Annotated in this window: 16 protein-coding genes; 7 read left to right on the top strand and 9 right to left on the bottom strand. The window is 41.7% G+C overall.

What is annotated here, in order from left to right:
* Positions 1-97: 97 nt before the first annotated feature.
* The 6 genes from ACE1CI_RS10635 to ACE1CI_RS10610 all read left to right on the top strand — a co-directional run bounded on the left by ACE1CI_RS10635 (position 98) and on the right by ACE1CI_RS10610 (position 8020).
* Positions 98-1237: a glycosyltransferase family 4 protein gene (locus ACE1CI_RS10635; RefSeq protein WP_413263724.1), complete on the top strand. Its 1140-nt coding sequence runs from the start codon at positions 98-100 to the stop codon at positions 1235-1237.
* 66 nt (positions 1238-1303) lie between these two features.
* Positions 1304-2530, top strand: a complete 1227-nt coding sequence (locus ACE1CI_RS10630) for a glycosyltransferase family 4 protein (protein ID WP_413263725.1) — start codon at positions 1304-1306, stop codon at positions 2528-2530.
* Between the two features lie 134 nt (positions 2531-2664).
* Positions 2665-3768, top strand: coding sequence for a glycosyltransferase family 4 protein (locus tag ACE1CI_RS10625; RefSeq protein WP_413263726.1), 1104 nt, complete (start codon positions 2665-2667; stop codon positions 3766-3768).
* A 241-nt stretch (positions 3769-4009) separates the two neighbouring features.
* Positions 4010-5137 carry a glycosyltransferase gene (locus ACE1CI_RS10620; protein ID WP_413263727.1) on the top strand — a complete coding sequence of 376 codons (1128 nt, stop codon included), beginning with the start codon at positions 4010-4012 and terminating at the stop codon, positions 5135-5137.
* An 80-nt stretch (positions 5138-5217) separates the two neighbouring features.
* Positions 5218-6396, top strand: coding sequence for a glycosyltransferase (locus ACE1CI_RS10615; protein WP_496615394.1), 1179 nt, complete (start codon positions 5218-5220; stop codon positions 6394-6396).
* A gap of 292 nt (positions 6397-6688) precedes the next feature.
* Complete coding sequence (locus tag ACE1CI_RS10610) at positions 6689-8020, top strand: glycosyltransferase (RefSeq protein WP_496615393.1); 1332 nt, start codon at positions 6689-6691, stop codon at positions 8018-8020.
* A 60-nt stretch (positions 8021-8080) separates the two neighbouring features.
* Here ACE1CI_RS10610 and ACE1CI_RS10605 read toward each other — a convergent pair whose 3' ends face one another.
* The 7 genes from ACE1CI_RS10605 to ACE1CI_RS10575 all read right to left on the bottom strand — a co-directional run bounded on the left by ACE1CI_RS10605 (position 8081) and on the right by ACE1CI_RS10575 (position 16877).
* The gene (locus tag ACE1CI_RS10605) at positions 8081-8419 is read right to left on the bottom strand and encodes a DMT family transporter (protein ID WP_413264091.1); all 339 of its coding nucleotides are present in this window, start codon (positions 8417-8419) and stop codon (positions 8081-8083) included.
* Positions 8420-8488: 69 nt separating this feature from the next.
* Positions 8489-9013, bottom strand: coding sequence for a YqeG family HAD IIIA-type phosphatase (locus ACE1CI_RS10600; RefSeq protein WP_413264090.1), 525 nt, complete (start codon positions 9011-9013; stop codon positions 8489-8491).
* A 36-nt stretch (positions 9014-9049) separates the two neighbouring features.
* Positions 9050-9982, bottom strand: coding sequence for a decaprenyl-phosphate phosphoribosyltransferase (locus ACE1CI_RS10595; RefSeq protein ID WP_413264089.1), 933 nt, complete (start codon positions 9980-9982; stop codon positions 9050-9052).
* A 312-nt stretch (positions 9983-10294) separates the two neighbouring features.
* Complete coding sequence (locus ACE1CI_RS10590) at positions 10295-13534, bottom strand: hypothetical protein (protein WP_413264088.1); 3240 nt, start codon at positions 13532-13534, stop codon at positions 10295-10297.
* A 77-nt stretch (positions 13535-13611) separates the two neighbouring features.
* Positions 13612-14214: an acyltransferase gene (locus ACE1CI_RS10585; RefSeq protein WP_413264087.1), complete on the bottom strand. Its 603-nt coding sequence runs from the start codon at positions 14212-14214 to the stop codon at positions 13612-13614.
* Between the two features lie 285 nt (positions 14215-14499).
* Positions 14500-15666, bottom strand: a complete 1167-nt coding sequence (locus ACE1CI_RS10580; RefSeq protein ID WP_413264086.1) for an acyltransferase family protein — start codon at positions 15664-15666, stop codon at positions 14500-14502.
* Positions 15667-16055: 389 nt separating this feature from the next.
* The gene (locus tag ACE1CI_RS10575) at positions 16056-16877 is read right to left on the bottom strand and encodes a WecB/TagA/CpsF family glycosyltransferase (RefSeq protein WP_413264085.1); all 822 of its coding nucleotides are present in this window, start codon (positions 16875-16877) and stop codon (positions 16056-16058) included.
* A 797-nt stretch (positions 16878-17674) separates the two neighbouring features.
* Here ACE1CI_RS10575 and ACE1CI_RS10570 point away from each other — a divergent pair.
* Positions 17675-17983 carry a hypothetical protein gene (locus ACE1CI_RS10570; RefSeq protein ID WP_413264084.1) on the top strand — a complete coding sequence of 103 codons (309 nt, stop codon included), beginning with the start codon at positions 17675-17677 and terminating at the stop codon, positions 17981-17983.
* A gap of 59 nt (positions 17984-18042) precedes the next feature.
* On the opposite strand, the gene ACE1CI_RS10565 is transcribed toward ACE1CI_RS10570, so the two are convergent.
* A complete protein-coding gene (locus tag ACE1CI_RS10565) occupies positions 18043-19557 on the bottom strand; it encodes a glycosyltransferase family 87 protein (RefSeq protein ID WP_413264083.1) in 1515 nt (504 codons plus the stop codon).
* Positions 19558-19934: 377 nt separating this feature from the next.
* On the bottom strand, positions 19935-20861 hold the full coding sequence (locus ACE1CI_RS10560) for a hypothetical protein (RefSeq protein WP_413264082.1): 927 nt from the start codon (positions 20859-20861) through the stop codon (positions 19935-19937).
* Positions 20862-20929: the final 68 nt, after the last annotated feature.

The following is a 20929-nucleotide window of genomic DNA, read 5'->3' as shown; positions in this document are numbered from 1 at the left end:
AGATTCGCCTTACTAGGATTATTTGTGAAAAATCTTCAGGTGTCTTTATCCTGGAACTCTCTTCGTAGCTCTACTATGGCTGCATTAATTTATCACTATGAACAAGTCTCGCATTGCTTGGCTACTAAACTCAGCTTTCTTTTATTGGCATCCTACTCTCAGTGAGTTTACACGCATATTTCCAGAAACAACTGTATTTGCGGGTTGGTGGAAAGGTTATGCTCCAGGGCTGGAAGATTCTTTCAAAGTTGAAGTAATGGGCGATCATAAGGTAATACCAATTCTTCGTTCATCAACGAGTTACGGATCTAACTTCACTTATTTACCTTTGAACATTGTTAACCGACTGTTCAAGTTTAAGCCTAATGTAATCTTTTCCAATTCATTTGGTGTTTGGACGGTCTTGGCGCTATTGTTTAAGCCAGTGGGAAGATGGAAGGTGGTAATTGCTTATGAAGGGAGTTCTCCTGGTGTAGATTATCGTAATTCAGCGCCTCGGTTAGCTGTGAGACGAGCGATGGTGAAAGCAGCAGATGCTTGTATTACGAATAGCCAAGCTGGGAAAGCATACTTGATAGAAGTACTAAAAGCTAAAGTCGATCGCGTTTTTGCCAAACCTTATGAAGTACCAGATCCAAAAGCTTTATTAGAGTACTCTGGAAGCAGCGATCCCAGAGTCTCTCAGTTGCAGAAACCAATTTTCCTTTTTGTTGGCAGTATTGAATCCAGGAAAGGGCTTAATTTTTTATTAGAAGCCTGTGCCATCTTGGAAAAGCAAAATATTCAAAACTACACCTTGCTGGTAGTAGGTGACGGAGAGCAACGGAAAGAATTGGAAGACTTCTGTGGCAATGCTAACTTGACAGAGCGAGTCAAGTGGTTAGGAAGAGTTGACTATGGGCAACTGGGTACTTTTTTTAGTGCTGCCGATGTCTTTGTTCTTCCCACCCTAGAAGATACTTGGGGTGTGGTGATATCCGAAGCTATGGTTATCGGAAAAGCAATTCTATGTTCCAAGTGCGCGGGAGCATTTGAGATAGTTGCTGATGGAGAAAATGGCTACATTTTTGACCCTTACGATCCAGAAAAACTAGCCCAATTAATGAGTCGTTTGATTAGCGATCCAGAGTTGGTTAGTTCAATGGGTAAGAAATCACAACAACTAATGACTCAATATACGCCAAAAGCCGCAGCAGAATTCCTTGCCAAAGTTACAACAACAGTCTTAGAGAATTAGCAAAGTTATAGATGGCAATTTTAGCCATTGTCTTTAGTCGCATAGAGTATTGTTGAAGGTTAGCCAATGAACAGCCTCAAGATCCTAATTTCCGCTTATGCTTGTAGACCAGGTATGGGTTCTGAGCCGGGAGTTGGCTGGAACACGGTGCGATCGCTAGTCAAACATCATAAAATCTGGGTACTGACTAGAGAAGACAATCGTCCCTTCATCGAAGCCGAACTAGCAAACAATCCCATTCCAGGACTCCAATTTGTTTATTGTGACCTACCTTTATCTGGATTGTGGAAGCAAGGATTACAAGGTGTACATCTACATTACTATCTATGGCAAATTTCCGCCTACTTCAGGGCCCGCCAACTGCATAGTGAAGTAGGCTTTGACGTTGTACATCACATAACCTACGTTAGGTACTCTTCGCCCAGCTTTCTCTCATTTTTATCAATCCCGTTTATTTGGGGGCCTGTTGGTGGGGGAGAATCTGCTCCAAAACCGTTTTGGCAAGATTTTAGTTTTCGTGGTAGAGTTTACGAAATAGTACGAAGTCTGGCGCATAGGATTGGGGAGAGCGATCCATTTGCACGCCTGACAGCAGAGAAAAGTGTGTTAGTCCGGGCAACTACTGAAGACACAGCCGAACGGCTGCGCCAAATGGGTGCGAAAAACATCCAAGTATTTTCTGAATCAGGTTTATCCCAAGAAGAAATTTCCCGCTTATCCCAATGCCCCATGCCTGATATTTCTACTGTCAGGTTTATCAGTATGGCAAGACTTCTGCATTGGAAAGGACTTCACCTGGGATTACGTGCTTTTGCTAAAGCCAATCTGCCAAATGCCCAATATTGGATTTTAGGGGAGGGTCCTGAGCGAAAATCCCTAGAAAGCCTTGCTGAGCAACTGGGCGTTACTAATCAAGTTAAATTTTGGGGTAGACTCTCACGAGATGAAACCTTACAAAAGCTTGGTGAGTGTCATGTTCTGCTACATCCCAGTTTGCACGACTCTGGGGGATGGGTTTGTTTAGAAGCAATGGCGGCGGGTCGTCCAGTGGTTTGTTTAGATTTAGGAGGGCCATCTGTTCAGGTAACAATAGAAACTGGGTTTAAAGTTCCGGCAAATAATCCAGATCAAGTAGTACATGACTTGGCTGAAGTAATGACTTGTCTGGCTAAAGATTCCGAACTTAGAGTAGGAATGGGACAGGCGGGACAGAGGTTGGTCAGGGAAGGATTTTCCTGGGAAGCTAAAGGAGAATGCCTTGCGAAACTCTACGAAGAAATTGCCAATTGTTAATTTTTTTAAGTTGATAGGGTAGCTAATTTGAAGAAATCATGATTAGCTAGTCACGGTGATAGAAGGTGCTTTTGTGAAAGCCAAAATTCTAAATTTTTACTATAAAAATCCTGTCTCAAAAGAGGAAGTAAACTATGAAAATTCAAAAAATGCTTGTTTCAGGCGATCAGGTTTTTATTCGTCGTTACCAGGCTTTATTTGAAGCAATGCGTTCGCGGGTCGATCGGTTGAGTTACTTATACGGAGACAAACCATTTGAATCCGATTTCTTAAATAAGTTGACAAAAATACCAAACAAGTTAATCTATCTACTTTCTCCCGACCAAGCCAATAGGTCAGTGAGTACGGCTAAGAGATTTATTACCAGATCGAGACAGACTGAACGCAGGATTAAGCAACTCAAAGATCAACCAGATTTTGTGCTTCATGTCTTCGGAATGTATTCTCCATTTTGGGAGCAACCAAATATCCCTTATGGCATATATCTAGACTATACCGCAGCATTAGCTCAACGAAATTTGCCTACCTCCCAAGAATTTTCCGAGTGGAGAGATTGTGAGCGATTATCTTACGAACGAGCCTATCACCTTTTCCCAATGAGTGAACTGGTTAAATCCTCTTTAGTGAATGACTACGGCATTTCACCCAATAAAATTACCGCTGTTGGTTCCTTTGCGAATCGTCACGCTTTATATGAAGGAGAAAAGAAATTTGGTAGCAAGCAGATTTTATTTAATGGTTCGGACTTTGAACGAAAGGGTGGTGACTTGGTACTAGAAGCATTTAAGCATATTAAAAAAGCTATACCAGAAGCTAAGTTGGTAGTCATTGGTAAACAATTAACTACCCTTGAACCCGGAGTAAGTAATCCAGGAAAAATAGAATCTTTAGAACAGATGCGTCAACTTTTTCTGGAAACAGACTTGGTACTTGCTCCGGCAAGATGCGATCCATTTCCATCTTTTGTAATTGAAGCGATGAATTATGGTGTCCCCAGCATCGTTTCCGCGAATGATGGTATGCCTGAAATAGTCGATCATGGTATTAATGGTATTGTTGTTAATCAACTTAACTCTGAGCTAATCGCTGAAAAAGTAATTAATCTACTTGGCGATCTTCCAACATTATCTTCAATGTCTCAGCGAGCTAGAGAGAAGGTCAGAACTCAATTGAACCGTAATATTGTGGCTGATAAAATTATGCAAGTTCTGTTGAGAGTTAATGCTGTTGCGAGTTAAAACCACAACCATCTGTTAAAACTAGGCAGAGGATAGGTGTTAACATTGGTATTAACACTCTGGCTACTTTTTCGGATGGCAGTGTTTTTCCTAACGTCCAAGCTTACCGAAAAACTAAGAGGAATTAGCCCATTTACAACGCTCACTTAGTCGTAAGCAGAAAGGCTATCTTAACAGAGTTAAGGACTATAGGAAATGCCATTATTCAGCTTAGCTAAACTTAATGTTCCGAGAATCAACAATGTTTAATCCAAAAGTAGTTTTCTTTTGTGGTAAGCTTCTTCCCCCTTCAGAAACTTTTATTAAAGCTCAAGGGGAAGGATTGCAGCAATTTACTCCTTACTATGTTGGTTCTCGCTTCGTCAAAGGATTACCTCTGCCTTCAGAGCGTACCTTGACCATTAACCAGGGTGGAGTTGTAGGTAATTTGGAAGAAGTTGTGTTTAAGGTGTCGGGATTTGCGCCCAAGCTGTATCAGCAAGTACAGCAGTTGCATCCCGCTCTGATTCACGCTCATTTTGGAGTGTGTGGGGCTTTGGCTTTGCCTTTAATGCGAAGCTTGAAACTGCCGATGATAGTCACTTTTTATGGTCTAGATGCCACAATGAAAGATGACTATGCGCGAAAGGAGTCTATTACCACTAGAGTTTATCTACGCCGTCGAGAAGCGCTCAAGCGTGAAGCGAATCTATTTATTGCTGTATCCGAGTTTATTAAAGAAAAGCTGATAGAACAAGGTTTTCCGGCTGACAAAATTATCGCCCATTACTATGGTGTGGATACGGAAAAGTTTACACCCGATCCATCTATACCGCGTGAGCGAGTTGTACTTTTTGTAGGGCGATTAGCGGAAAAGAAAGGGTGTGAGTATCTGATTCAGGCTATGGCTCAGGTACAGGAACAGATGAACGATGTAGAGCTTGTAATTATAGGTGATGGGCCACTCAGAGAGAACCTGGAAGCATTGGCAGCAAAGTCACTGCGCCGCTACAAGTTTCTAGGACTACAACCTTCTGATGTGGTGAAGAGTTGGATGAATCGATCGCTCTTGCTTGCCGTACCAAGTGTCACAGCTTCCACAGGAGATTCAGAAGGATTACCCACTGTTGTAGTTGAAGCTCAGTCTATGGGATTACCAGTTGTCGGCTCGATTCATGCTGGTATTCCTCAAGCTGTAGCTCATGGAGAAACTGGTTTTCTAGCACCGGAACGCGACTGGAAAACACTTGCCGAATACATTCTGCTCTTTCTAAACGATCGGACTCTTTGGCAGAGTTGCAGTGTTAACGGACAACAGCGAGTTCGAGATCATTTTAACTTAAGTAAACAGACTCGGATTTTGGAGGATATATACCGTAGTTTTCTGTAAGTAAGTACTAGCGGGTAAGTATAATATTCTTCCTTTACAGAAAGCTCGCTCGTAAACTTAGAGAATTATTGGAGGATAAAGTGAGAATACTGAGCATACACAACAACTATCAGATTCGTGGTGGTGAAGACGAGTCTCGTGAGTTAGAAGAACGTTTATTGCTCCAGATGGGTCACGAAGTTGAGGTGTATCAGGAGAATAACGATCGCGTTCCAGCTATCAATGGAGTAAACTTGGCACTGAGAACCGTTTGGTCTAGGGAAGCTTACAACACTGTCAAACAAAAACTCAGCGACAAAGCCTTCGATGTAGTCCATGTGCAGAACTTTTTTCCCCTAATTTCACCCTCGGTATACTATGCGGCGCAGGCAGAGGGAGTGCCTGTAGTGCAAACCTTGAGAAATTACCGTTTGTTGTGTCCCAATGGGTTATTTTACCGTGAGGGAAAAGTATGTGAAGACTGTATGGGCAAACCCATTCCCTATCCTGGAGTGCAGCATAGTTGTTATCGAGGAAGTGTGGCAGCCAGTAGCGTCACCGCGACGATGCTAACGGTACACCGTGCCATGCAAACTTGGCAAGAGAAGGTGGATCTCTACATCACTCTTTCCCAGTTTGCGCGAGAAAAATTTATTGAGGGTGGTTTCCCAGCCGAAAAGATTGTCGTCAAGCCAAACTTTGTCGATCCTGACCCTGGTGTGGGAACAGGGCTGGGCGGCTATGCTCTGTTCGTGGGCAGACTTTCGCAGGAAAAGGGACTAGATACTTTACTTGCGGCTTGGGAGCAATTAAAAAATCCCATGCCGCTGAAAATTGTTGGAGAAGGCCCTTTAGCAGGTGAGGTGGCAAAAGCCGCTCAGAAATCTCCGAAAATTGAGTGGTTAGGACGCAAACCAATGGCAGAAGTTCATGCGCTGATGGGAGAAGCAATGGTGTTGATTTTCCCCTCGAAATGGTATGAAACTTTCGGGCGTGTGGCAGTGGAGGCATTTGCTAAGGGAACACCAGTGATTGCGGCCAATATTGGTGCGATCGCAGAATTGGTTGAGCATGGTCGCACTGGACTTCGCTTTCAACCGGGTAATGCGACAGATTTAGCCGCCCAAGTCGAATGGGTCTTACAACACCAACAACAATGGGAATTAATGCGTCAAGAGGCAAGGGCCCAGTATCTGGCTAAGTACACCGCTCAACAAAATTACCAGAGATTAATGGAAATTTATGCTTTGGTGCGTCCGATTTTACATCAAACTCTCTGAGCTAACTTTGTTGAGGGCGATCGCAACAACTCTACCCATCTTAATTCCACTTATAGTTGGTAAAACCATAGACCAATATCTCATGGGTTTACGAAAGCAGGCGTTTCACACAAGTAAACAGACTCAAATTTTAGAAAATCTCTACCCTAAGATATAAAAATATTTAATTTTATTAAATTAAGCTATTAGTCTCATGTAATTAATATTTGTTACTTAAAGAATATTAACCTGAACGAATGAATAATGGCTTCAATAGTGGATGTCAAACCTCTACTTATAGGAGAAGGGTGAAGTGAGAATACTGAGCATACACAACAACTATCAGATTCGTGGTGGCGAAGACGAGTCCCGTGAGTTAGAAGAACGTTTATTGCTCCACATGGGTCACGAAGTTGAGGTGTATCAGGAGAATAACGATCGCGTTCCAGCTATCAATGGAGTAAACTTGGCACTGAGAACCGTTTGGTCTAGGGAAGCTTACAACACTGTCAAACAAAAACTCAGCGACAAAGCCTTCGATGTAGTCCATGTGCAGAACTTTTTTCCCCTAATTTCACCCTCGGTATACTATGCGGCGCAGGCAGAGGGTGTGCCTGTAGTGCAAACCTTGAGAAATTACCGTTTGTTGTGTCCCAATGGGTTATTTTACCGTGAGGGAAAAGTATGTGAAGACTGTCTTGGGAAAGCCATCCCCTATCCTGGAGTGCAGCATAGTTGCTATCGCGATAATTTGGCAGCCAGTAGTGTCACCGCGACGATGCTAACGGTACACCGTGCCATGCAAACTTGGCAAGAGAAGGTGGATCTCTACATCACTCTTTCCCAGTTTGCGCGAGAAAAATTTATTGAGGGTGGTTTCCCAGCCGAAAAGATTGTCGTCAAGCCAAACTTTGTCGATCCTGACCCTGGTGTGGGAACAGGGCTGGGCGGCTATGCTCTGTTCGTAGGCAGACTTTCGCAGGAAAAGGGACTAGATACTTTACTTGCGGCTTGGGAGCAACTGAAAAATCCCATGCCGCTGAAAATTGTTGGAGAAGGCCCTTTAGCAGGTGAGGTGGCAAAAGCCGCCCAGAAATCTCCGAAAATTGAATGGTTAGGACGCAAACCAATGGCAGAAGTTCATGCGCTGATGGGAGAAGCAATGGTGTTGATTTTCCCCTCGAAATGGTATGAAACTTTCGGGCGTGTGGCAGTGGAGGCGTTTGCTAAGGGAACACCAGTGATTGCGGCCAATATTGGTGCGATCGCAGAACTGATTGAGCATGGTCGCACTGGACTTCGCTTTCAACCGGGTAATGCGACAGATTTAGCTACTCAAGTGGAATGGGTCTTACAACATCAACAAGAATTGCTTCAAATGCGTCAGGAGGCGCGGGCTGAGTTCGAGGCTAAGTACACAGCTGAAAAAAACTACCGGAGGCTGATGGAAATTTATTCTTTGGTGCAACGTACGAAAAAAAACTCTCTTAATTTTTACCTAATAATTTTGATTGCTGTGCTACCGTATTTATTCAACTTTTTACCAAGTAAATCTCTTCTGTCAGGTTGGCGAGATAACTTTGTAGAATTATCTATTTGTGAAGCTGAAACTTCCTTTGACCAAAGTGACAGAAGAAAGGTTTAATGTCCCCGAAAGCAGGTTTTCCACCACAAGCAGGAGAGAAGCAGTTGTCAGCCCTGTATCTCAGCTAACTTTGCCAAATGCGATCGCAACAATCCCACTAATCATTAATCCCACTCCTATCCATCCCACTGAAGAAACTTTCTCTCCTAAAATCATTGCCCCTGACATTGTAGTTGCCAAAACAGTTAATCCAATCACAACTGGATAAGCCACAGACAAATTAAACTTGCCTAAAACCAAAATATAAAATATTGTGCTGATTCCGTAAGCCGCTAGACCGCCAAATAAATATATATTCAGAGGATTTTGTCCTGCTCCTAGTTTTAATAGAGTTTGCGCCCCGCTGTTTAGAGCAACTGAGAGCAGGATTAAAATAAAAAATACAAAATTACTTGGCATAATTAATGTCCTTGCTGATTAGTTTTAGAAACCATGCTGAAATCTAGCTTGTAAAGATTTTTTGCCATTTCAAGTTGGATAAGAATTTGCATCAAAATCTTCCAGTTCGTGCTCCAAAGGATAAGGTGTTTGTACTCTTTTTCCGAAGAGCTTTTCCCACCAGCGAAAAGGATGGGGAAGTGTAGCTACTTGAATGCTGGGACAACCGACTAGCCATGCTCCTAAAACATCTGTATGACGACTATCACCAATCACAACTACTTGTTTTGGTTTAAGTTTCATGGCTTTCATCGCTTTCCAAAATGCAAAGGGAAATGGTTTCTTAGCTGGATTAATAGCTGGTATATCCAATCGATAAGTCCAGTATTTTACTCGGTAGAGACGCTTACCATTAGAGAGGATATAAAACTTGAATCCTGCTTGTTTTGCTTGCCCAATCCAAGCTTCCGCACCAGGAGATAAATACCGATCGTCCTCAGAAACAATGGTATTATCCAAATCTAAGATTACACCTCTGATTCCAGAGGCTTCTAATAATTCAAGTTTGATTGTTGCCAACCGATATTCGGTTTTTGGAAAATAGTACTTTCCCACCTCGATCCTCAACTTTTTGGTGAATAGAACAACAACTTATCTGATGATGATGCCATGACTTTTAAACCAGAGAATGGCAAAACTTATGAGCACCCAACCGAGAACAGTTAATAGAATTGGTCGATCTTTTAATAAAACTTCTTCGGGTCTTTCGCTTTGACCACCGACATCGCCTTCTTCTACTCCTTCAGTTCTGCGGGCAATTTCTTCAGGATCGCTCAGGAGTTGATAGCGGAAAATGCCATACATTACAAAGGGCAATGTTAACATCATCCAAGGAGTTGAAGCGCCATTAACTTGGGGGCCGGAACTCCAAATTGCATAAGTTAGGATAGCTCCGTTAGTGACGACACTCTCCATGCGATCGAGTAGTCCAAAAGAGTAGCGTCTCAGAACTGCTCTAGTTTTACCACCACGAATTTTGATCAACCTTAACTCTGCTTTACGTTTTTCTACACCCAAAAACAGCGCTAACATAGCGGTACAAAGCAGGAACCAGGGAGACAGAGGAATTCCCGTAGCTGCGCCACCTGCATAAGCGCGGAAGACGAATCCCATTGCGATCGCAACTACATCTAAAATTACAGTCCGCTTCAGCTTTAAGTTATAGGCGACTTGCAGTAGAGCATAGCTAATAATAGTTGCTCCTAGCCAGCGCGATCGCGTCCAACCAATAATTACTGCTCCACCCAATAAAATTATTGCCATGACGATCGCGACAGGAATACTGACTTCTCCCGAAGCGATCGGACGTTTGCACTTAACTGGATGCTTTCGGTCAGCTTCTACATCTACAATGTCATTTAGTAAGTAAAAACTACTAGAAGCAGCACAGAAGAGTGCAAATGCTAGCAAACTCCCCAAAATTGTTTCTAAATTGATACTAAAAGCAAATAAAGGCGCAGCGAAAACCACGAGATTTTTTGTCCACTGGCGGGGTCTAAGCGCTGCTAAATAAGGAGATTTCATACGCTGATTTTCTGTTTGTAAACAACAAGAAATTTACTTAGGAGTTGTTAAACTTTGGATAACTTTTGGATTTTTACCCCAAGTAATCTTCTGGACAAAAGTCACTCTTTATGTTTAGGTTTATCAGACATCAGGATTTTCCCTTGGACGCTTCAATTAAAGCCTGGTAGATACCTAAAAATAGGTCTCCTGATATCTTTGGTAATAAATGCAGCTTGTACTAAGCAGTTGGGCCTTTTAGCAAATTAAAAATTTAATTTTAATTTGCTGTTACATTTACTATATCAGGAGTGCCTATTTAATTACTTAAAGTTATGATGTTTTTTGCGCTGGGTTTAGATTAACTGGTGTGTTGGCAGGGAAAGCCGAACCCAGCTGAACATTCATTTTCTTCCCTTTCATCTCAACGTTTATTTGTTTACCATCCCAAGTCCAATTAACCAAACTTCCGCCAATTTGTAATCCCTTAACGTTGATTGGTTGCTTAAGCCATGCTTTAGGAATTCCGGCACCAATGACTAAGGTTGGTTGACTCTTGGAAAGATCGACATAAGTCAACATATCCAATTGCAAAAGCAGCATTTGAGCAGCACTACCGTAATGGGGTGTAGCGTTAGGAGGGTTAATCCAACCGCGATAACGATGCCATTGGGAAAAACTCTTGGGTAGCTCACCGATCGAATTATTATCTCCCCACCAAGTATATAAACCAGGGGAAGCTTGATTTTGCCAAAACCATTGCAGATTATCCCAGACTCGATCGCTCTTACCCAAAACTAGCCATTGGTGAGTTTCTGCCAAATTGAGAAATGGTGTCACAGGTTGACGTAAAGATCCGTTAGCATCGTGGGATTCATTCCAGCGTCGTTCCAGTTCTTGAGTCAACACTTCCCGATTAGAAGATCCAATCCCACTAGGCCACAAACTGGTAGTGTAGGTTTCAGGAGTAGTAGCGAAGACGAATTTAAATGATTCTTCCCAAGCTGCTTGTAACTTCAGAGCTTCGGAACGCCAGGTTTTCCCGATCGGACTTTGCCCAACTCGATCGGCGATCGTCGCCGCATCCAACAGAGCACGATAGCTGATCATACTTGCTGAGGGATCGAGGGTAATCAGATCCGGTAGATTGTCCATTTTGCCTGCAATCAAATCGGTTTCCAGAAAGTCTGGTTGTTCGGCAAAAGGAGCCTTTGATTTTTCCACCACTGGGTAGCCCGGTCGGTTTGTGGTGAGCATATTCATAATCAACTGGGCTTTACGCTGAATGTGGGGCCACAGGTAGCGATCGTACTCTGGCTGATTCACTTGCTCGGCAACCTCTGCCAATGCCCAGATTCCCAAAGCCGGAACATTCGCTTTCCATTGAATCCCATCCACAAAGTCGGTTTCTGCAAAGTAACCGGATAGCTGCTTTGCTACATCTAATTTTCCCGCACGCGCCAGAGCAACCATTTGATAAGCGCCATCTTGGAAACGTGGCAGCGGGTAAGTTATGGGGTCGCTAGGAGTGGTACGATTTCCCACCAACCCCATCATCAGATGAGCAACTTGGGCGTTAACGGTTTCTGCAAATCGGCGATCGGGTAAATCCAAAACCAGATCCGACGAGGCTTTAGCCGCGTTTAGGGTAGTCGGCGCAGGAGTAAAGTTTGCTAGCTCAATGCTATTGTCGCCTGGAGCAAGTTCGATCCGCGCATAACCCCAACCCCATTTATCTTCCCATTGCTTGACAACTGAAGATTGTGAAATCCAATTCGGTGAAGTTTCGCTACCCAGATGTACTTTAGCTGGAGTGCGATTCAGTTTCACAGACCAACGATTATTGATCAGCAACCTCTGACCATCCCAGTTTAATGATTTGATGGAGCCGCCTGCTGGCCCCACACTGCGAATCACCAATACAGGTCGAGTTTGTGCATTAGCCGGGGTTTTCAAGTTTAGATCCCAAGTTCCTGGTTTTGGGGCAGACCAGTAGGTTTGATAGAATTCTGTTGTGGTAAAAATTCCCGGAATCTGCTTGTCGGGCAGATTAGCAAATTGTTGCTTGATTTTATCGAGGGGGATATTGTCGCTGGTGGCTTTCAGGTTGCCATTTTTATCTAGCACCCAGATCGAAACCCCGAAACTGCCAGCTACGGGGCTAAAGCTGCCCCCCGGTTCATAGTAGGCTTTGTCTTCAGGACGGCTACCGGGAGTTCCTAGTACAATATGACCCACATTGCGAAGCCAGGGATCTCCGGGACGGAGACGCATTTGTTGCTGTACTTGTTGTTGGGGAGTGCCGTAGTATTGTAATGTTGCGGTGGCTTGGTTGTATTGCGATCGATTATTGATTCCCGCACTAACTACCAGCACACCTGCCAGCACCAAAGCCACCAAACGCAGTCGAGTTAAGGAACTAAACGCCGCCAAAATCAGCAATAATGGGGCGAAGTGTAGCGAATAAATAAAGGTTTCTCTGGCTCCGTAAACGCTATGGATCAGCAATTGTCCGACAATAATCAGTCCTAGAACAATCCTTAATTTGGGTTGTTGTTTTGTGGTGAAGAAACCCCAGATCCCAATTAATAGAAGTCCCGTCCAACAGATTGCTGCTACTGTTCCCCAGATTCCGCCCGATCCCGGAGTTAAGGTATTAGTAGCTAGTTTCACCCAATCTGGTCTGATTGGCGAGTCTTTAAATTCGATCGCAGGCATGACGATCGTTTGATAGAAAAATGAGCTAATAGCCGATAACACACTATCGGACTCTGGTGCCGTTATAAACTTCTTTTCACCTATAAATGTCTTAGGTGCAAAGGAATAACCAGTATTAGTAAAGACTATCCGTTGCAGAATCCAAAGCACATTTACAATGACAAAAGTTACCAGGGTAATTTGTATTGCTTTTTTCGGGCGAAAGCTCACAAATGTTGCCAGAAGTCCCGACATCCAGTTGGTAATTGTAATGCTTACGGAAAACCCGCTAAGTAGTACATACCAAACCGGAGATACTTTCTGAATTTCAGCTAAAGGCAGCAGAAGTAAAGGCAACAATAGCGAAAGTGAACCCGAAGGAAAGGATTCCGGCACCACAAACCAAAAAACCGCAGCCGAACTAACTCCACCTAACAAGCTGAAGATGCTAGCATCTAATCGCGGACAGCGCATTAACCGGAATAAAGCATAAAGCGCTGCAATCCAAGCACCAGCAAACAAAGCAGTTACCAGTCTGGCAGCAGCAACAGGTTCCATGTGAAGTATTTTTCCCAATCCGAAGACAAGTGGAAATACTAACAGTGGAAATAAGGGATGTTTATTGTTGCGTCCGAAGTCACTTTGAAGACTGGTAATATTCCCAAAAACCGTAGGAATGTCGCTACCAAACCAAACATCTTGAGCATAGAAATCCGTGAGAATTGCATCGGGAATCCGTTGAGCGCTCAAGTAGCTGGAAATAGCAAACCCAATGGCAAGAATCACAGCAATTGAACTATCTATTTGGTGCTGTTTCAGCCACTTGGGTATGGTGTATCTGATTGACTGAAAGTTAAATTTTATGCTTGCATCCATCGATCGACTGCCTAATGATACTACTTATAATTCCCGATCGAGAGAACCAAATTCTAGTAATTCAGAAATTGGTTTTTTTACTCTCGTATAGCGATCGTCTTTGCCGGAACTCCGGCAACAATGGAGTAGGGTTCAATACTTTTAGTTACAACTGCTCCTGCGCCAATCACACACCCATTGCCGATAACACAACCATCGACAATTGTCACTCCTGCACCAATCCACACATCATCTCCGATCGTAATTCCCTTCTTCGTTGGCGTTTGCTCTCTAAAAGGGAGATTTCGGTCTTTAAAACCATAGTTTACCGGAATAACTGTTACCTGTGGCCCTATTAAAGTATTGTTGCCAATTATCAAATTTCCGTGACCATAAAGAGCCGAAAAAGAATTGACAAAACAACCATTTCCAATTATTATTGAGCCTCCGTAGGTTCGGAGAATCACAAAAGAACTGATTAGCGTGCGATCGCCGATCGCTATCTTAGACTCGCTATTGTCGGTCGGATCTACTTCCAGCGACGAATACTTGCATATCGTAGTACTTTCGCCAATAAAAATACTCTTTTTATTACCTCTGATGTCCGCCTGTAAACTAATATCTGAATCCTTGCCTAGTTTACCCAATCGGCTCTTTTGATATTGCCAGAGGAGTGTTTTCAGAATTGTTTTTGGCTTCATACAAAATATAAATTACTTGCCCGAACTTCATAGAATCCTTAAATTTTGCAAATTAAGGTTAGAACGATCGAAATAATTATAGCGCTTCTCAAACTTCCGAGATCCAGCAAATTTTATTTTTTGTTTTCTATTCCACATTCCCCATTCCCCATTCCCTAAAAGGCACAATTTGCTCAGAGAAAGGAACAGGTATTTTTTGGCATTTTCCCTGCTTGGATTGTTACGCTGCAAAGAGTATGGAGTTTAAACTTCTCGGTTAAAATACCTGTTAGATTACCTAATCATTTAGACAAAATCTCTCAAACCTTTAATTCTCTTAAAAAGCAAGGTTAGAGCAATGGAACAAGCTAAAACAACTACAAACCCGATCGCTATTTCTAAACCTGAAACTGTCTGGAAAATATTCTTGATAAACTTGTTGTTCTCTATAGTAGACAAGACAATATCAGTAAAGAAAACGTGAAATCCATAAATTCCTAAAGAGCATGAAGAAAGAAACTTGATTGCCGGAGGAGCCTTAAGTGGAGATAGCAAGGCAAGATATAGTAAGAGCCAAGAACCAAATACAAGAGAAAGTCTGGAATAGTGAAGCAGTTTTTCAAATAGATGCAGTTCTAAAATCAGGAAGAAGATGAAGGAAGCTAGTAACACACATAGCTTTAGCTTAAGAGAGGAAGACCAATTCTTCAGTTTTCCTTCATTAAACTCTTGGGTGACTATCAGCGCTGTAAACAGATAAGGTAAAAAGCAAAGAGGATTATAATCCCAGAAAGCAAAATTTGATATTGACCGCACAATTCCTGCTTCCGCATTACCACCAAGATTACCAACAACAATCTGAGTCACTGAAAGAGAGAAAATTAGCAAGCACGAAACAAATAGTAAACCATAGCTAATAAAGAGCTTTACCGAATTGCTTCTTATCTTTCTAAACGAAGCAATTATAATTCCAGCTAGACTACTCAAGAAAATTAGACCAAACAAAAAGAAGAAAGGTGATTGACCTCCAGTTACGATAAACTCAACCAGTCTTCTTGGTGATGAGGTTACATCATTAATTAGTGAAAAATTACCCTTGATAAAAACGTCATACAAAACTTTTGCGCCTACCCAAAAACCATAAAGTAAGATTAGTTTGGGTAGGCGCTTTTTCAGCAAATATAAATTACTTGTTTTCTCACTCTTGAAATACAGCAAGAATAAGGATATCTGAAAAAAGATTGGAACTGCTAGATAAGCTACTTTAGCCATCAGAGCATAGGCAAAAGCACCCGAAAATAATATTTCTACGACTACAAATAAATTACTCTTCAGCGCCACTATTGCAATCGAAAAGATAGCACGCAAGAAATCGAAACCTTCTATATTTTTGTTTGATTTCTTTGCTTCCTTATCAGTGAGAGATTCACTAGCCTTTTGCAACTTTTGCAAATTGGCAGGAGGAGTAGCCATATTTATTACCTCTTATCCAGATTGAGTAGTAGCCATGAACCAAAAACGAGAGAATAAATGTAATGAAGTAAGTTTTATATCAAACTTCACTCTATATTTTTGGCTCTCCTGTTAATGGGCTGATAATGCGAAGGTTATGATATACCTGCATGAAGATTGTCAGCCTTCATTATCTAGAGATTTGTATTAGACGTTACTTTTTACTACAAATATCCGGTAGAGTACGCAAGAAACTACTATCCGGTAGAGCACGCAAGAATTATCACTGATATTGGTATTTGGTTGTATTACTACATATCCGTTTCCTTTTTTCCCATCTTGTGGAAGTCAGAGCCAAATATGATTGCACCCTGAGTGCTTCTCAATATTCAGGACAGGCTCTAAACTTCTTAAACTGTTGCATCGTTATATTCTTCTAGGAGTTGCTGGCGTTGCGCGGTCAACAACTGCTTGCAAGCTAACCACATGAAGATTGGGATGGTGCTGCTGTAACGTCCCCAAAGCCGACGTGGTTCTTGTAATAAACGATAGAGCCATTCAAAGCCAGCCGATCGCACAAAACCAGGAGCCCGTTTGTGGAGTCCAGCATAAACTGGGAAAGCACCACCTAATCCAATCATTACCGCATTTACACGGTCTTTATGGTTAGCCATCCAAATTTCTTGCTTCGGACAACCCAAGCACACAAATACGATTCCCGCTCCACTTTGGTTAAGCATTTCTACGAGAGCTTCGTCTTCCGCTGGAGTCATGGGACGAAATGGCAAGGGTTCCATTCCCGCAATCTGGAGGTCAGGAAACTCTTGATTTAAGCGTTCGCGCATTTTCTCAAGAACCACTGACTGGGAGCCCAGGAAAAATACCTTTACTCCCGCCTTTGTTGAGCGATCGCATAGCGCCTGTAATACATCTAAACCCGCAACCCGGTCTTGTTTGCGGGCTCCCAACAACCTAAGCATCCAAACTAGAGGCATTCCGTCTGGAGTTACCATATCCGCTTTTTGCAGTACAGTGGCAAAATTGGAGTTTTTATAAGCTTCTACTAGCATATGCACGTTAGCAATGCAAACTGCTTTGCTTAAACCCTGCTTAGCCCATTCCATGATCACAGCCATTTGAGAGTCGAAGGGTAGGGCGGTAACTGGAAAGCCGATAACTGGCTGAGATGGAGGATTTACTTGAGTCATTACTGGTGTCATTACTTGTGTCATATATTTTATTCGTATTTTCCCTATAGAGAAGTTAAAATCCTAACCGTTTTACTTACGTGATTCTGTAAAACTCCTAAGAGCCGTTAAATAGAATGTTATGGGATTTCTCTGTAAAAATACTAGAGTCAGTTTAACATCTTTATGCAAAATTCATAAATTTCGCTTTTATATTAAATTATTTTGAAGAGTAATGGTAATTACAGTAATAATTTCTCTCAGTAAACTTACAACGTAGAAACCCGGAAGCTTTCCAGAAATATTAATGATATGGTTTTAATGTAGGCAGTAAAAGGATTGGTGGTAAAAGGATTGGTGGTGTTCTCCAGTGCAACTGGGCAACCATAGACAGGAAATGTTCCCTCAAGAGGGAGACTTATGGTTCTCCCCTACTTATGGCGATCGGTAAGCATGAATTAGACAAAGAAGTGTTTGCTCGATCACAAATCCCAGTCCCTAGTCCCGTTGGGCTGACGGCTCGACTGAGCCTTCGCCGAAGTCCCAGACGGAAGCCTAGCCCCCAGCCCCTTGCATTAGGGTTTCCCATTGCAATTACAACAGAGCCGTTTCTTATCCAACCCAGCAAGTCTCTATCTGCGGTTCACCAAAGACAACGGCTCGCTCCAAAACCTCCGTCAATGGGTAGATAATTTCCTAATCAAGTTTGGCTAAGTTTGTTACATAGTTAACTTCCAGTAAAGCTTTGAAAAAATGTATTTTATCCCAAACTGTTAAGGCTTACTAAGTTTACTAAGTTATTTTTCAGATATCAAATAATATTTACCTTAAGGATTCCAACAATGATTATGCTAAGCAAAACCGAACATAAAGTCACCGACTTAAATTTTTTCGACAGACTTTTTGCTCAAGTCCTGCCATCTTCGCCTAAGCCCAGAACTCATAACTTCACTAAACAGAAGATGAGTGTGAATTATGAGTTTGAAGAGATAGATGGTAGAAGAGCACAGATGACTGGCTATGGTAAAGGAATCAATGTTAAAGACTATATCATAACAAAACAGGGGATTCGCTATCGCGTAGAAGCGATCGAGTACTACTCCGAGCCAGCCGATCTTTGGACAGCGCTGCTGTATAAGTGTTGCGCGTAGTCCAGACTAAATCTATTGTATGAAGCACTGGCGAAGCAGTGAACCTTTGCTTTGAAACTTTAGTCAACTAACCCTAACCCATCAATCTTTCTCTTGTTTTCCAGCAGAAAGTATTGCCCAACAAAGTTGGGAGAAGTTGCATAGATAAGAATCAACAGTCCAACCATTCTACAATGGCCTAAAGGAAAAACATCAAAAGTTGGTAAGCAAAAAATCAAGAATGTACCAACTCCAACTAACCTGCGTCGCTCCCAGCGACCTGTTGTAAGAGCCCATAGAGCAAGGGGAATCGCTATGACGTAGTGATGTTCCCAGACTGAAGGTGAAATGAGCAACCCCAGGGCGATCGCATCGATCGAATGCCCATAAAGTATAAACAAATCATTCGGTAGTTGTCCGTTTCCAGAAAGACTATCTTTCTTAAGCTGCCTATAGCCTCTCTCACGCTCGATCAGCCTAACAATAAACCAAACAAGAATCAAAAGGTTTATGACCGCTACGATCGTAGGAACAAAATTAAAATAAGACTTATCTATAAATGTTGCAGGTATCTTAAATAAATTGTAAACAAAGCTCCGTATACTACTATTTCGGTAGTTATTGGGTTTTTCGGGGTTCTGGAAATAGATGAGAAATTGCTGCCACAAAGTCCAGTCTTGCCCCCAATTAGTCTGAATCAGTGAAATAGCAAAAAATCCTACAACTACCGCCAAAATAGCACGCCGCCTCTTGATAAAACTCCAAGGGAGTAATAGAGCGAGAGTATACAGCTTGATATGTGCGCCCAAGGCGACTGCTAAACCGCTAACAAAGGGACGAGACCGGAGGAACAGGAGCGCCAGGAGGAAAGTGTTTAAGACCCAGACATTAATCTGATCAAATTTTATCGTTCTAAAGAGCGGCTCGTTAAACAGAAATAATCCCGATACAATCAATGAGGCTAAAATATTTTTCAAGCCCATTCTTCGAGCCAGGTGGTAGGTTAAATAATATGCCAGGATAATCTGAAAAAACTGACCACATTGATATAAGTAGAAAACAGTATTCCAAACTTTTAATGTATCTCCTTTTGGCAGCAAATTAGTTGAGTTAACTAATTTGTATAAAAAGGCAAGTACTTGTGCTGGCAAAGGTGGATACAGATAACACCTTGGCTCTGCTAGATAAGGATTTAGTTCATTTAAAATTGAGCGAGCCGCATTCTCGTAACACAAGTAATCGCTAGCTTTGTGATATGATATATCGATTAATATCCAAAGAAGATTTAAGCTGACAAGAAGTGGCAAAACGGCTAGAATAAAACTATTTAAGTTTAATCTCTTCGATATTCCCAGTCTAGACCAGGTAAAAGCAATTAATACAATTGAAATAAATAGACCAAATAGTTCAAAAGGCTCGGTATCTACCATACCCGAAACGCTGCCATCATAGGTTCGGGATATAAATGATAGGTTTAACGGCCAAAGTATAATTGGTAGAACTATGGCAAGGAGAACAGCGATCGCATAAACCAATACTGTAAACGCAGGCTTATCTTTAGCCGTGAAAAATTTTTCAATAGGATTTAATTTCATATAAAAAACTTTGACATTCCGATTTTTTAATTATAATTCGTTCTCTTTACTTGCGTCGATCCTAATGTAATAAAATTAAATAAAAATCACACTACACCCAATACTCCTTGGGTCTTGGGTAGGGGCTAGGCATTCGGGCTACAATTTATGACTCAAACCCTAGATTTTCTGCTCCGGTTGCTGATGCCTACGGCACGCACTCGCGTCCGCCCAAAGGGAAAAAATCCAAAACCCGAGCAGTATTGACACTACACCAAAGTAAATAAATTTCGTTGGCGATTAAAAGCACAATCTAATAGAATCACACAATCAAAGATCTGTGTGGTTCATAACCTCGATTAGCTCAGGCCAAAAGGCCAACTTTAAATTTTATCTGATTATCTCGAAAATTTTTTATTTAACCAATTTAAGTCTCTTCTCAATTCTTTAAAAAAAGCTTCCAACCATTGTCCATTCCTCAAAGGAATTAAATGTTGATAAGGATGAAAAATCCTAGCGCCCCTCTTAGAATTTAACTGCCTAAATATAGATATTAGGGAAACATTAGTTCGTGATGCAGACAGTGAAGGGGAATTGAATTTCGACCGAAGCGTATTAAGGAATCTTTTTATTGGCTGCTTGTTGTGATTGTATAATGAATCACAATCCAACCACCAAGCATTAAAAGGATGGTTTTCGCAAAAAGGAATTCCAAATATTTGAGCGTACATAGGAATTCGATATTCAATAAATCCTAACTCCGGTTGTTGTACTATTGAATATTTATCAAGAAAAATTTTTGGTAAACATATAACAATAAATATACAACCTAATGGGTCTAACTTATAATTATAGGTCTTCTGGACATATTCTAAAAATGTAAGATATTGTTGTCTATGCTCTGGGATTTTTGGAGTTACCCACATCCAATCTTTTTCTACTTCTTTAATAGGTCTAAGCCCAGAGAGCAAAATTTCATCTTTTTTGAGCATTGAGAACAGTTTCTCAATTTCTCCAAATACCAACATATCCCATTGCACTACTACTACCGTATCCCAAGTTAAATTCTTACCCCGCTTCAGATACCAGTCAGTTAATAGTAGATCTCCCTGTAGCCACTTCCATTGTGAGTCTTGGTTTCCAGTGAAAACATAAAAATCATCAAGATATTCGCCCAATGATACTTTGTACTGCTCTACAGTTGATAAATCTCCTCCATACAATCCATAAATAGGAATTGTAGGATTGTATTTCCGAATTAGTTCTAGACGGTTTTGGCAAATTTCCGGCTCTTTATAGAACCAAAACAATATAGCTAAGTTCATTAGTAATCTCCTTTTAAGACGGAAGTGGACTCCAACTATTTTGCTTGAAAATCATTTCTCGTAATCAT

Origin of the sequence: Floridaenema flaviceps BLCC-F50 (genome assembly GCF_041929275.2) — a bacterium.
GTDB classification, from domain to species: domain Bacteria; phylum Cyanobacteriota; class Cyanobacteriia; order Cyanobacteriales; family Aerosakkonemataceae; genus Floridanema; species Floridanema flaviceps.
The sequence above is the reverse complement of the archived record's forward strand: the minus strand, read 5'-3'. Positions and strand labels throughout refer to the sequence as shown.